13 protein-coding genes are annotated in these 13,725 nt (G+C 32.0%); all 13 read right to left on the minus strand.

Going from position 1 to position 13,725, the window contains the following annotated elements; all coding sequences use genetic code 11:
- Nucleotides 1-187: 187 nt before the first annotated feature.
- The 13 genes from ACO5GE_RS02060 to lgt all read right to left on the minus strand — a co-directional run bounded on the left by ACO5GE_RS02060 (nucleotide 188) and on the right by lgt (nucleotide 13,716).
- The gene (locus tag ACO5GE_RS02060) at nucleotides 188-529 is read right to left on the minus strand and encodes a small basic family protein (protein ID WP_484829266.1); all 342 of its coding nucleotides are present in this window, start codon (nucleotides 527-529) and stop codon (nucleotides 188-190) included.
- A gap of 19 nt (nucleotides 530-548) precedes the next feature.
- A complete protein-coding gene (locus ACO5GE_RS02065; protein ID WP_484829267.1) occupies nucleotides 549-1,232 on the minus strand; it encodes a DUF881 domain-containing protein in 684 nt (227 codons plus the stop codon).
- Between the two features lie 5 nt (nucleotides 1,233-1,237).
- Nucleotides 1,238-1,975 carry a DUF881 domain-containing protein gene (locus ACO5GE_RS02070; protein WP_484829268.1) on the minus strand — a complete coding sequence of 246 codons (738 nt, stop codon included), beginning with the start codon at nucleotides 1,973-1,975 and terminating at the stop codon, nucleotides 1,238-1,240.
- A 1-nt stretch (nucleotide 1,976) separates the two neighbouring features.
- On the minus strand, nucleotides 1,977-2,687 hold the full coding sequence (locus ACO5GE_RS02075) for a cell division protein FtsQ/DivIB (RefSeq protein WP_484829269.1): 711 nt from the start codon (nucleotides 2,685-2,687) through the stop codon (nucleotides 1,977-1,979).
- 181 nt (nucleotides 2,688-2,868) lie between these two features.
- Entirely contained in the window at nucleotides 2,869-3,963 is a 1,095-nt protein-coding gene (murG, locus tag ACO5GE_RS02080; protein WP_484829270.1) for an undecaprenyldiphospho-muramoylpentapeptide beta-N-acetylglucosaminyltransferase, read from the minus strand.
- A 1-nt stretch (nucleotide 3,964) separates the two neighbouring features.
- Nucleotides 3,965-5,104, minus strand: a complete 1,140-nt coding sequence (locus ACO5GE_RS02085) for an FtsW/RodA/SpoVE family cell cycle protein (protein ID WP_484829271.1) — start codon at nucleotides 5,102-5,104, stop codon at nucleotides 3,965-3,967.
- A 20-nt stretch (nucleotides 5,105-5,124) separates the two neighbouring features.
- Nucleotides 5,125-6,474, minus strand: coding sequence for a UDP-N-acetylmuramoyl-L-alanine--D-glutamate ligase (gene murD / locus ACO5GE_RS02090; RefSeq protein WP_484829272.1), 1,350 nt, complete (start codon nucleotides 6,472-6,474; stop codon nucleotides 5,125-5,127).
- 10 nt (nucleotides 6,475-6,484) lie between these two features.
- Nucleotides 6,485-7,447, minus strand: a complete 963-nt coding sequence (mraY, locus tag ACO5GE_RS02095) for a phospho-N-acetylmuramoyl-pentapeptide-transferase (protein ID WP_484829273.1) — start codon at nucleotides 7,445-7,447, stop codon at nucleotides 6,485-6,487.
- A gap of 18 nt (nucleotides 7,448-7,465) precedes the next feature.
- Nucleotides 7,466-8,824, minus strand: coding sequence for a UDP-N-acetylmuramoyl-tripeptide--D-alanyl-D-alanine ligase (locus ACO5GE_RS02100; protein WP_484829274.1), 1,359 nt, complete (start codon nucleotides 8,822-8,824; stop codon nucleotides 7,466-7,468).
- A gap of 36 nt (nucleotides 8,825-8,860) precedes the next feature.
- A complete protein-coding gene (locus tag ACO5GE_RS02105) occupies nucleotides 8,861-11,248 on the minus strand; it encodes a penicillin-binding transpeptidase domain-containing protein (RefSeq protein WP_484829275.1) in 2,388 nt (795 codons plus the stop codon).
- A 37-nt stretch (nucleotides 11,249-11,285) separates the two neighbouring features.
- On the minus strand, nucleotides 11,286-11,942 hold the full coding sequence (locus ACO5GE_RS02110) for an FtsB family cell division protein (RefSeq protein ID WP_484829276.1): 657 nt from the start codon (nucleotides 11,940-11,942) through the stop codon (nucleotides 11,286-11,288).
- A 35-nt stretch (nucleotides 11,943-11,977) separates the two neighbouring features.
- The gene (gene rsmH / locus ACO5GE_RS02115) at nucleotides 11,978-12,910 is read right to left on the minus strand and encodes a 16S rRNA (cytosine(1402)-N(4))-methyltransferase RsmH (protein ID WP_484829277.1); all 933 of its coding nucleotides are present in this window, start codon (nucleotides 12,908-12,910) and stop codon (nucleotides 11,978-11,980) included.
- A gap of 53 nt (nucleotides 12,911-12,963) precedes the next feature.
- Nucleotides 12,964-13,716, minus strand: a complete 753-nt coding sequence (gene lgt, locus ACO5GE_RS02120; RefSeq protein WP_484829278.1) for a prolipoprotein diacylglyceryl transferase — start codon at nucleotides 13,714-13,716, stop codon at nucleotides 12,964-12,966.
- Nucleotides 13,717-13,725: the final 9 nt, after the last annotated feature.

A 13,725-nucleotide genomic window follows, 5' to 3' on the forward strand; every position in this document is an offset into this window, starting at 1 on the left:
GACTCCGATTACCTTTATAACTTCACTATTCACATTATCTTTCATATCTAATTGTACCATATTATTACACGGCCTCCCTAAGAATAGAAGTCTTAATATATAAACTTTGTTACCCTTCACTTTATCTTAAATTACGTATATAGTCAATACTTTTCACACTTCTTTTATACTTTATTGCTACAGCATTCTAGTTATTTTTTAATCTTTTAAGAATTAATCTTCTAATAACTGCGAAATTATCAAATAATCTCCCTCCGAATACTAAAATAGGTGCATAGTATAGAGGTACACCCATTCTATCTCCCAGATATGATAAAAAAGATGCTAAAATTCCATTAGATAAAAATCCGGTAACAAATATTTCATTATCATACTTATCTTCCATCGAAGCTCTTACTGCACCAAATATAGAATCAATCGCTGCTAGAATTCCAACAGAAATATATAAAGAATAACTATCAGGATATGTAAATGGTAAGTATTCTCCTACAATTACTCCCAACAAGATTCCAATAATAGCCCAAGCCATCTTCTACTCCCTCCTCTTATTATTTCTCAAACGCAACAATCTCAACCGAATCTTTTATTTCTGTTTTTACTTTAATATGATACAATTTTTGCAAAATATCACCATATGAATCCGGAGAAAGGACAGCTGCTTCTAATTGTTTTGGATCTCCAATCGCCTTAACAATGAAAGGTTGCCCATAAGTAGTTCCGTTAATAGTGATTGTAGCACCACTACATTTTACTTCGCTCTCAGCAACAATTCTTTGCCCATTGACAGACAACGCTTCAGCACCCGCAACTTTCAAATCATTCAATAAGATTAATATATCTTGATCGTGTATTAATAAGTTATTTGGATTCTCTCCATCCCCAACTTCGTCTTCACTATCCATCAGTTCTATGATAACACCTTTTCCTTTCACTTTCTGATATCCTGCTTGCATTTTTCTGTGCAGGAGTATGTCAGTTAAAAGTTCAGATGAGTTCTCTGTCTTTTTTATGTTTAAAAAAGCGTCCAGTTCTCGCTGCTTTTCTTCTTTCAACTGGTTTAACTGACTCAATTCTTCAGTTTCTATACTAAGATCATCTTCCATTACCTTAATACTTTTCAAACTGGTATATAGGTATTGATCTTTTACTATTCTAATTTGAGCGACAATCAACATCGTCAGGAAAAAAGAAAAAAATAGTATTAAATTATTTTTCAAACTTTTTTTTGGCATACAAATCACTCTTTAATAGGTTCTGCATAATTATATTCTATCAATCCAGTATATCTTGGAATCTCAATTGATTCTTTTTTTTGTACCTGTGCTTCAATCCCATAATAATTTCTCATTTCCCAAAGAATACCATATCTAAAATTCATTGCTGCTTCCAGGGTATCCATATCGCCAATCGCTTTAATAACCACCGGCATTTTTATAACAGTATTATTCATTTTAAGTTGTCCATCTACAACCTCAAGATGACTCGTTAGAACATACCTCTCTTCATTTACTGATATCGCCTCAGCACCGGCTGCATTTAATTTATTGATAAGTGACAAAATTAATTCATAGTTAGTCAATAAAGTAGAATTCTCTTGTCCTATAGATTCTGTTAGCTCTATTTCAACACCTGAACCAAATACCTTTTTATAACCAATCATTTTTTCATACTTATCAATTTCTTCTTTCAAACTTTGCTCAACATCTTCTCCACTCTTATCACTTTCTTTCAACTGAATCAATTGTTGTTCTAATTCTGTCAGCTCTGCTTCTAATGATTCTCTTTTCTGTTTCATATTTTTCAGTTCTATTTGAAGAACCCTAATTCGCTGTGAAGTAGTAGTAGATCCTGTATATTTTTCAGCAATATTTATTTGCATTGCAACGCCAATACCAATAATAACACTAAATAAAAAAATAATATAGCGATTCAATGCCTTGCTTTTTTTTATTCGATCAATATTAGTCTTCATCATCTTAATTCTCCCTATAGACAGGATAACTGTTAAATCTCATATCTATCGTACCATAAGTGATATTGTGTGTATGCAAATCTACCAAAATTGGACTTAGCTGCATCAACTTGTAAGTCAAATCTTCTCCATCCCCAAGTAATACTTTTAAACCTTGAGTAGTAATCATGTAAATATTTTTAGGATCTTGCAAATTCATTTCCGAAATATTTTGTATCAATCCTGCATTTTGGATGTTTGAAATTAGTTCCAATATCATCCTAAAATCATTTTCTTCATAGGAAGTCAACATTTGACCTACTTTAAGTCCTTTATTACTACTAACTCCTGTAATCAAAGGTTTCACAATCTTACTTACATCTTGTTCAATCTTCAAAATATATCCTGTATGATCAATAATAGCAAATCCTTCTTCAAAATTTACAGTAGCAACTTCTTCTCTCATATTTAAATCTGCAATCAATTTATTAGGAAATTTTCTAGTAATATTTGCATTTTTTACATAAGGGTTTTCAGTCAATCTTGATTCAATCGTAGATGTTGATATAAGGTAAATACTTCTATTTGTTTGGATTTTTCCTAATTGAATCAATTCTTCTTGAGTTAACGTGTTATCACCTAAAACTACAATCATTTTGAGTTTACACACGGGAGAGACTAAGAACAGTAACATTCCGATCAAAAATATAAAGATTAGAATCTGCACTTTTTTCACATAACTCTTCTTACTTAGAAAATTTATGATTGAATTTTTTATTTTTTTTGAATAGGTACTGTTCTTCACGATGTTCTCTGAATCTAATTTTTTTTCAGATAAAAAAACTACATTACTTTCATTTATATTATTTGAGTTTGTGCTTTTATCCATACTTTCATATTCCTTTTAAATCATATCCTTATGACAACTTTTCCATAATCTTTTTCACGATACTTTCAGCAGGATTCGAAGGGTACATACTTATACTATTTCGTTCCATCTCTTTCCTACATTCAACATCAAAGCATATTTTCGTGATTTTGTCTAACAAAATTTTTGAATTTAATTCTTTTTCAAGAATATAATCACCAGCATTTTTTTCTTTGATAAATTTAGCATTATATTCTTGATGATTTTCAGCGCTATATGATTTGGGGATAACGATTGAAGCTTTACCCATTGCATTGACTTCTGCAAGGGTTGTTGCTCCTGCGCTACATACTACCAAGTCTGCTGCAGCCATATATAACAAAATATCATGTTCATAAGGCTTAAATATCTGATGTTTAGAAAATTCATAATTTCTAACACGATCCATAAACTGATTATAATGTACTTTTCCTGTAATGTGTAGAAATGATATGTTATTTTCTAACAGATAAGGTAATGAGCCTAAAAAAGCTTCATTCAAACTCTCAGCTCCTCCAGAGCCTCCTACTGATAAAATCATAGTCTCTTCTAAAGGAATCTCCAATAGTTGTCTTGCACTTTCTCTAGTCAATCCAAAAACCCTATCACGAACAGGATTTCCAACAAAACACACTTCCTTGTCTGTATGGAATCTTTCTCTTGCTTTTTCAGAACCCAAAAATATAATATTCACTGACTTAGATAAAATACGATTTGTCAATCCTGGAAAGGAATTTTGTTCATGGATCGCAGTAAAAGCCCCATATTTTTTTGCTGCTCGTAATACAGGACCACAAACATAACCACCAGTTCCAATAACAATATCCGGTTTGAAGGATTTGATAATTTTTAAAGAATCTTTCGTAGCTTTCAAAGCCAAGTAAATTCTCCTTATATTTTCAATACTAATTTTTCTTAAAAATCCTTTCACTTCAATACCTACAAAAGGATAATCATTATTAGGAACAATCTCAGATTCTGGTCCACTCTTTGTTCCAATATATAAAATTTCAACATCATCTACAGATTTGCAAAAAGCATTTGCAATAGAAATTGCTGGATAAATATGTCCACCTGTTCCACCACCCGATACAATCACTTTCATTTTAGTACTCCTTTACCCCTTGTATTTCTCTTGAATTATTTATTCGTCTACGATATCTTGAAATATTTAACACAATACCCATCGATGCCATTGATATCACCAAAGAAGAACCTCCAAAGCTGATAAATGGTAATGGTACTCCAGTTGTTGGAAACAATGACAAAGAAACTGCAACATTGACAATAAATTGAAAAGCAATTTGAGCTATAATTCCACTTACTACCAACGAACTAAATTTATCCGGAGATAGTTGAGCTAACTGTATACAGCGTATAATCAAAATGAAAAAGAATAAAATCAATAATATAGATCCAAAAAAACCTGTTTCTTCTGCATACACCGAAAAAATAAAATCATTGTAGGAAGCAGACAAGTACAAATATTTTTGAATACTGTTACCAATTCCTCTGCCAAGAAATCCACCACTGGAAATAGCATATAATGAATTCAAAACCTGAACTTCTGCTTTACTCCCTGTAATAGACGGACTATAAATAGCAAGTATACGCGATTTTGCATAAGATGAAAATGTAATTAAAATAACAGAAGCACTCGATATGAATCCTAAGATGACAGCAATATATTTACCTGAAATTCCAGCTACTATCAATATATATGTTATTACAACTAATAAAGTAATTGTTGTTGAAATATGAGGTTGTACAGCAATTAAAATTACAAATATCGAATGAAATAATAAGACTGCAACTAAGTACCAAAAATTATTAATATTAACCTTTCGAAAGGAACATAACTTAGACATAGATAAAATACAGACCAATTTTGCAAATTCAGATGGCATAAAGGTAAAACCTTTCACATTGATCCATCTTGTAGCTCCATTGATGTTTTCCCCATAAATTAATGTCAGTATTAAAAAAAGTATTGTTATAGATATCGAACAAACGAAAAATAGATTTGAGCGATAAAAGGTATATGGAATTTTAGAAATAATAAGCATCCCAATTAGACCTATTCCTGCATATCTAGAGTTTGATAGGAAAAAATGAGACATTTTTCTTCCCGAATAATATGCTTGTATATAACTGGAACTATAAACCATAATTAGTCCTATTAAAATAAGAATAACCACAAGAAAAAATATTGTTTTATCCATCTCTCCCTGACGCTTTTTTTTCATTCCATACAACTCCTATTTATCTAACGTAATCCACGTACTCTATTTTTAAAATCTTCTCCTCTGATTTCATAACTATCGTACATATCCCAGGATGCACATGCTGGTGATAACAATACGATATCTCCATCTGTTGCTTTTTGATGTGCAATAGTTACAGCTTCTTCCATATTGTTGACTAATTCTATAGAATTAAATCCATGCTCTTGAGCACAATTTTTAATTAAATATTTTGTCTCCCCAAGCAAAATTAATATTTTTACCTTACCTAAATATTTTCCGGTAAATGTTTCTACAAACTTATCAAAAGGAACTTTTTTATCCATTCCACCGGCAATTAAAATAATATTTTTTTCAAAAGCTTCTACAGCTTTTACTGATGCATCAGGATTTGTTCCTTTAGAGTCATTTATATATCTAACTCCATCAATCATTTCCACGAACTCCAGTCTATGTTCTACTCCTTCAAAAGAAGATAAAACGGACTTCATACAATCAAATGAAATGTTTGCACAATGTGCCATACACATTGCCATCAAAACATTTTCCATATTATGATTTCCTGCAAGCAAAACACTTTTTCTGTCAAACAACTGATTTGTTGAGCCTGTTATATTTTCATAGATATAGCCATCTTTCAAATAGATTCCACAAGGAACTTCTCTTTTTGTAGAAAAAAACAATACCTTTGAAACCAGTTTCTCTCCTAAATGACATACATAATTATCTTCATAGTTGAGAACTGCATAATCACTTTTAGTTTGATTTCTAAAAATATTTGATTTCATCTCTCCATAAATTTGTAAGGACCCATGCCTATTCAAATGATCAGGTGTTAAATTCAAAAAACCTGCTATATGACACCTAAATTCTTTTATCATTTCTAATTGGAAACTGGATAACTCTGACACATACCATGTATTTTCACTAGCCTCTCTAACAGCTTCAATAACAGGATTGCCTATATTTCCAACAACTTTTGTATCTAAACCGGATTTTTTAAAAAACTCTCCTAACAATGTTGTAGTTGTGGTCTTCCCATTTGTACCAGTCACTCCAACAAAATTCCCCTTGCTATGACGGTATGCAAACTCTACTTCTCCAATAACCTCAATTCCTCTTTCAATGAATTTTTTCACAAAAGGTAAATCTGTAGGTACTCCTGGAGAAATAATCACTTGATCTATATTTTCTTCTCCACTTGGATTTTTTCCAATATAAAATTCTACATTTTTGTAATCTTCAATCTGTATCTTTAAATCTTTATTGTTATCATAAGCTAATACTTTTTTTCCTAAAGCATCCAAATATTCAATCATTGCAAGTCCACTTTTTCCAAGACCTATCATCAAAAACTTGTTTTTTTCTTTCATTTATATCCTCCTAAAAACATACTCCTGTCAATCCATACCACCCGATTACACAAAAAACCAACGTAACCATAGTAAACAACATAGTGACCTTAACTTCGCTCCAACCACCAAGCTCAAAATGATGATGTAAAGGAGACATCCTAAATACTCTCTTACCTCTTGTTTTAAATGATAGAACTTGAATAATCACAGACAATGCCTCAAACATATACACTATGGCAACAAACGGAAGAATTAATTCAATATGTAAGAGAATCGCACTGATTGCAACAGCACCTCCCAAAGCCATAGACCCTGTATCACCCATAAAAACTTTTGCAGGATATTTATTATATAGTAAGAAACCAAGACAAGAACCTACTACAGCCATATTAAAAGATACAAGTTCTATACGCCCCATAATGTTTGATACAACTACAAAAAATAGCATGACTAAAATAGTAACAGAGCTACAAAGACCATCTAAACCGTCTGTCAGATTCACACTGTTGGCAACTCCAATCAACAAAATAACAAGAAATGGAATGTAAAGATATCCCATATCCCACATTTTAGTTGAAAATGGAATATATACCGATGATCCTAAAGAAGAATACTTTAACTCCAGTATAGCAATCACTATTGCAAATGTTAATTGTAGTATTATTTTTTGATATGCACGAAGTCCTAAATTTCGTTTCTTTACCACTTTAATGTAATCATCAATAAAACCAATGCTACCAAATAATAAAAGTGCTAATATAGGTAGTACCGTATCAACATGAACTTCACCAATTAAAAGTGTTACAATGGTTATTGGAATAATAAAAATGAATCCCCCCATTGTAGGTGTCCCCGATTTAATTTGATGACTTTCAGGTCCCTCTTCTCTCTCTGTTTGTCCAAATTTTAATTTTCTTAAAATGGGAATAATCACAGGTCCCAAACATACCGCAATAACAAAAGAAATTATCCATGCAAAAAAAATACTCACTCTATACACTCCTTATCATTAAAATATCAAATCAATCATGTTCTCCATCGCCATACCACGAGATCCTTTTAACAATACAACGTCTCCTACCTTCAAAATATCTTTTATGGTAGAGACAGCCTCTTCTTGTGTATGGAATGAATAACAGAAACTTTCATCCATACCACACTCCAACGCTCCTTCTCTCACGTAATTGGAATAGGTACCAACTCCTATCAAAAAATCACAAGAGGATGCAGCATATTCGCCTATTTCTTTATGATATTTACCGGAATACTGACCTAACTCCAACATATCCCCCAAAATAGCAATTCTTCTAACCTCGTTCTTCTCTGCCAAAATACTTAACACCGATTTCATAGAATCAGGATTTGCATTATAACTATCATTTATTATTGTTATCCCATTTCTTTTTTCAATCTGCATCCTTAATTTAGACGGCTGAAAATCTAACAAACCTATGGCAGCTTTTTTAACATCCATTTGTAAGGCAGAGGCGACTCCCAATGCAGCTAAAGAATTTAATATATTATGTTTTCCTAGAGATGGAATTTTATAATTTACCTCAAAGCCATCTATCATGGCACAAATCTCAGTATGATCTTCTCTATAGACATACCCTTTACAAAAGCAATCACAAGAATTAGAAAAACCGAATGTCTTAATAGTTGGGCGATATAAGCCTCTATCCACTTTTTTTAAAAACTTATCTTCTCCATTAACAAAAAGAATATCTTTTTCATCCATATACCGAGTAATTTCCATTTTTGCTTCAAATATTTTTTCTTGAGATCCTAACTGCTCTAAATGAGCTGTTCCAATATTAGTAATAATACCTATATTTGGCTTAGCAACAGAACATAAATATTCTATTTCACCAAGTGAGGACATCCCCATTTCTAGAATCATCACATCAATTTTTTTGTGAGAATTTAATATTGTCAGAGGCATCCCTATCTCATTGTTAAAATTTCCTTCTGTTCGATATGCATTACATTGTGAATTCAATGCATAAAAAATCATATCCTTTGTTGTAGTTTTACCACTGCTACCTGTAACAGAAACTACAGGAACGTTTAACATATTTCTATAGGCAGATGCTAATTTTCCCAAAGATTTAATGGTATCATCCACTGTAATTACTCTAGGATTTTTAAGAGAAACACTTGAGAGAACAGCTGTAGCACCATTATTTAAAGCCATATCTACAAAGTTATTTCCATCGAAATGTTCTCCTTTAATAGCAATAAACAAGTCTCCTTTTTTAACTTTTCTACTATCTGTTGTAATACCATAGATATATTCCGAAAACATGCTATTTCCTAAAACTATACCATCTGACCAATCAACAATTTGTGAAAATTTCAATATATCCATAACTATCTCCCTCTCTTGCCGGATCTAACACTTATATTAATGCTTCATACGCATAATAGATGGCATATTTTCCTCTGTATCCTCTGTTATATTTCTATCGCTATTATTATCGGTTTCTGAAATATTTTTTTCTGTATTCTTATTTTGTTCCATAGGAGTTTCTTCCGTTTCTGAAACACCTGACTTTTGACCATAAGATGGTTTGACAGAGGAAGAATCTTCAAATTTAATATTTACCATGGAACCTTTTTTTACTAATTTATTTGGTTCAGGGAATTGTTTGATTGCCTTTCCATTTCCCGAAAAATTAAATCGTAGGCCTAAAGAGTTAACAATTTTTTGTGACTCAGACACAGTTTTCCCAATCAAATTAGGCATGAGCACTTCATCCATTTTTTTTCCTTCAAAATATAGAACTATACTTGATCCGATTGGAACAACTTCTCCAGGTTTTGGAAACATGTCTACAACTAAAGTATCATCTTTCACAGAATCAACATCTGTCGTATATTTTAAACTGCTAGCATTCAATAATACTCTTGCCTCTTTAAATGTCATATTTCTTACTTCAGGAATATCAACTTTCTCTATGTTGGTATTATTACTTACAATTGCATTTGGTGTAACTCCCATATATCTCAACGTATCTTGTAAAATCATTCCAACAAAAGGTGCTGAGTTTCCACCTCCATAGAATCCACGCTGACCACGTGGTTCATCAGTAATGACTAAAACAACTACTTTTGGATCTTCTACCGGTGCAATTCCAACAAAACTCGATATATAATACCCTTTTGGATATTTTCCATTAACAACTTTTTGTGCCGTACCACTTTTCCCGGCAACCCGATACCCAAAAATTGCTGCTTTTTTTCCACCTTCTCTTTTAACTACATTTTCTAACAAATCCAACATCGTATCATTCGTTGTCTTTGATGTAGTTCGACGCACGACCTCAGGTTCAAATCTTTGTATAATTTCACCATTATCTGAAATTACTTCTCGTACCAATCTAGGTTTCATCAACTCACCATTATTCGCTACAGCACTCACTGCCATAACCATTTGAATTGGTGTAACTGAAATACTTTGCCCGAAAGACATTGTAGCACGTTGAACAGGTCCTAATTTATCTAAGGAATAAATAATTCCTTCCGCTTCACCAGGTAACGAAATTCCAGTCTTTTTTCCAAATCCAAAGGCATAAACATACTCTAGAAATTTTTCAGTTCCAAGTCTTTTTGCCACTTCTACAAACACGGTATTAACAGACTGACCTACAGCCTTTCTAAAATCAATCGTTCCAAAAGGTATTTTGGACCAATTAGATAATTTTTTTCCTGCAACCTCAACATATCCTCTATCTACAAAAGTTGAATTAGGCGCTACTACACCTTCCTCTATACCTGCACTGGCAGTAACTACTTTAAATACAGAACCGGGCTCATATAAATCACTAACCATAGGATTTCTCCACATTGAATTAAGAACTTCTACTTGCTCTTCATTCGTTTTAGCTTTACTCATCGCTTCACGAAACCTATAATAATACAACTCATTTGGAGTTTCTGGATTATAATCAGGTTTCGCAGCCATTGCCAAAATATCTCCAGTTTTAGGATCTATTACAATTGCCATAGACCTCTGCGAATTGTTTTCAATATATGACTGCTCCATCGCTTTTTCAACATAATGTTGAATCACTTCATCTATTGTTGAAATAACATGATATCCATTCACAGGTTCATGATATTGAATGGAATGATCTTCCAACTCCCTTGCCTTAGCATCAGTAAGAACGATTTTTCTTCCAGGAATACCACTTAACTCCTTATTAAAATAAGCCTCAATTCCACCTAGTCCGACATTATCCTTAGAAGTATGTCCCAAAATATACGATGCGAATTTTCCGTAAGGATAGAGTCTTCTCGTATTTTCTTCATAAAATAAGGCTTTGTAGTGAAGTTTTTCTAACTCCATTTTTTGAGCATAATCAATTTTTTTAGTCAAAATAAATCTGGACTTGTCCTGATTTTGCTTTACTTTTTCCAAAATTTTGTTAGAATCTTCTCCTAATATGCCTCCCACATTATGAGCAAAACTTTCCCATTCTTTATCTCCCCACTTTTTTTCTTGCTTAGCTTTTTTGTCATAGGTTTTTGCATAAATAAACTCTACATATACATCGTAACTAGAAATACTAACTGCCAATTCCTTGCCGTTCCTATCATATATATTTCCTCGTTTAGGCAACACTTCAACATCTCTATATTGTTGATAGCTTGCCTTACTGGAATAGTTTCTGAAATCTATGATTTGAACCCACAATAATCTCCACACTAAAATAGATACAACCACTGAAAAAAAGACGATTGTTACCCTTAGCCGAAAATCTCTTCGTTTTTTATCTTCTATCTGTTTCATAACTAAAGCAATCTCCGTTTCAAACACAAATTAATCATTAATTTACTTTGATATAAGTAATCTTGTTTTCTTTTGGATAATCCATACCCAATTGCTCTCTGGCACGTTTTTCAATCACATCACTTCGATTATTGCTTTCCATCCGTACTTCCAATACTTCTTTTTCATTTTGCAAGTTCAATAACTCTTTATTTAGTTCATTGACATCATACTTTAATCTAACAATTTGAGTGTTTCGATAGATTAAACCAACTAATACAATTGAAAATAATCCCACAGCAACAAAAACAAGTGCCGTTATCTTTCTATTTTTTGAACTTAATCTCTTTTGTTTGGCTTTTCTTTCCTCGATAACCCCTCTTTTATTCAACTCCGTCTTTCCAAAACGAACTGATTCTGTTGATTCTATTTTGTCTTTCGAATTTTTATTATTTTTACTCTCAACATAATTTACAGTAGTGCTATTATCTAATTTATCTCCTTGATCAACATATTTTTTTGGGGTAAAAAAAACCTTGAATTTTTTGTTTTTTTTCTTATTTTTTGAAATGGTATCCGAACTCGAAGAAGCTTCACTATTTTCATTCTGCATCTTTTCTTTCATTTTACGATAAGCTTCACTTTGTGAGTTTCGATATGGATTATTTTCAAGTTTTTTGTCTGATATAATATTTTTTTTACTATCTTTTCTCAAAATAAACCCACTTTCTATTATCTGTTCTGATTCATTTATAACTTAATTGCTCCTCTAACCTTCGCACTTCGTGAACGAGGATTTTCTCTCAATTCTTCTTCATTTGGCAGAATCGGTTTTTTTTGAATGAATTTTAATCTTGCTTTATGATTACATACGCAAATTGGAATTTCCGGTGGGCAAATACATCCTGTAGACTCATCTCTAAAAAAATTCTTTACTATCCTATCTTCTAAAGAATGAAAAGTAATAACAGAGATAATTCCACCAGGTAATAGTAATTCAACTGCACTTTCTAAAACTTCATAAATAACATCTAACTCATGGTTGGTCTCAATACGTATTGCTTGAAATGTACGCTTAGCCGGATGCTGATCCTCTTCTCTAGCTTTTTTTGGAATAGCAGCTTTTATAATTTGAACTAACTCTCCGGTAGTCTCAATTTGATTTTTCATTCTTTCTTCAACAATAAATTGAGCAATCCGACTTGCCCATTTTTCTTCTCCATAATCTCTAATGATTCTTTTTAAATTTTCTTCTGAATACGTATTTACAATCTCTTTTGCACTAATTTTTGCATCACGATTCATTCTCATATCCAATGGTGCATTATAACGATAGGAAAATCCTCTATCCGGTGAATCTAACTGATAAGAAGACACTCCCAAATCTAATAATAACCCATTTATGTGAAAGATATCAATATCTTCCAATGATTTTTTTATATTACGAAAGTTATCATGAATCAATATCACTTTATCATCATAGTATTTTAATTTTATCTTAGCATTCTCAATTGCATCTATGTCTTGATCAAAAGCAATCAATTTTCCCGTATCTAATCTTTTTACGATTTCAAGAGAATGTCCGGCACCACCTAAAGTTCCGTCAACATATATACCGTTTGGAACAATATTTAACATATCAATACATTCATTTAACATGACCGGTTTGTGTAAAAATTCCATCCTTCCACCTCATAAATAAAAATTTATTAAAATTTCTTTAACTACATCTGTAATTATTTATTTTTGAAATAGGGACTGTCTAATTTTTTATTCTTTCTTATAGCCCATATTCCAAATCCGATAATAATGAGCATAATACTAATCGTTTGAGCGATTCTAAAAGAACCTAACATAAGTGAATCCGTTCGTAATCCCTCAATAAAAAATCGACCTATTGAATATACTATTAAATATATCGATACCATTTCTCCATCAAATTTTTTGTTTTTTCTAATATTGATTAAAAATAAAAATAACATGAAATCCAAAATGGACTCATATAAAAAAGTAGGATGTACTTTCACTCCATCTATCATAATTCCCCACGGAAAGTTAGTTGGCCCTCCATGAGCCTCTTGATTCATAAAGTTACCCCATCTTCCTATAGATTGCCCTAAAGAAATATAAGGTGCGTATAAATCCAAGGTTTTCCACATATTAAGTCCATATTTTCTGATAATGAAATATCCTCCGATAAAAGCACCTATCAAGCCACCATGAATTGCCAAGCCACCCTGTCTGATATTTAACATAGAAAAAAAATCTCCCTTATATACAGAATATCGAAACAAAACATAATACAGTCTTGCCCCTACAATAGCTAGAGGAAACGCACAAAGAAAAATATCCATTAGGTCATTTTCTACAAATCCCTCTTTTTTACCTTGTTTAGAAACCAAGAACACACCTAATAGCATTGCGAAGGTAATAATTATCGCGTACCATCTTATTTCTAGTCCAAAAATTTCAAATGCAATCGGATCCATAAATCATAC

It is taken from the genome of Filifactor sp. (assembly GCF_057248345.1).

Excerpts from the sequence above, each read along its gene's own strand:
- ACO5GE_RS02065 (WP_484829267.1), bottom strand. The coding sequence starts at position 1,232 with ATGCCAAAAAAAAGTTTGAAAAATAATTTAATACTATTTTTTTCTTTT.
- ACO5GE_RS02070 (WP_484829268.1), bottom strand. The coding sequence starts at position 1,975 with ATGATGAAGACTAATATTGATCGAATAAAAAAAAGCAAGGCATTGAAT.
- murG (WP_484829270.1), bottom strand. The coding sequence starts at position 3,963 with ATGAAAGTGATTGTATCGGGTGGTGGAACAGGTGGACATATTTATCCA.
- ACO5GE_RS02060 (WP_484829266.1), bottom strand. The coding sequence starts at position 529 with ATGGCTTGGGCTATTATTGGAATCTTGTTGGGAGTAATTGTAGGAGAA.
- lgt (WP_484829278.1), bottom strand. The coding sequence starts at position 13,716 with ATGGATCCGATTGCATTTGAAATTTTTGGACTAGAAATAAGATGGTAC.
- rsmH (WP_484829277.1), bottom strand. The coding sequence starts at position 12,910 with ATGGAATTTTTACACAAACCGGTCATGTTAAATGAATGTATTGATATG.
- ACO5GE_RS02105 (WP_484829275.1), bottom strand. The coding sequence starts at position 11,248 with ATGAAACAGATAGAAGATAAAAAACGAAGAGATTTTCGGCTAAGGGTA.
- ACO5GE_RS02100 (WP_484829274.1), bottom strand. The coding sequence starts at position 8,824 with ATGGATATATTGAAATTTTCACAAATTGTTGATTGGTCAGATGGTATA.
- ACO5GE_RS02085 (WP_484829271.1), bottom strand. The coding sequence starts at position 5,104 with ATGAAAAAAAAGCGTCAGGGAGAGATGGATAAAACAATATTTTTTCTT.
- murD (WP_484829272.1), bottom strand. The coding sequence starts at position 6,474 with ATGAAAGAAAAAAACAAGTTTTTGATGATAGGTCTTGGAAAAAGTGGA.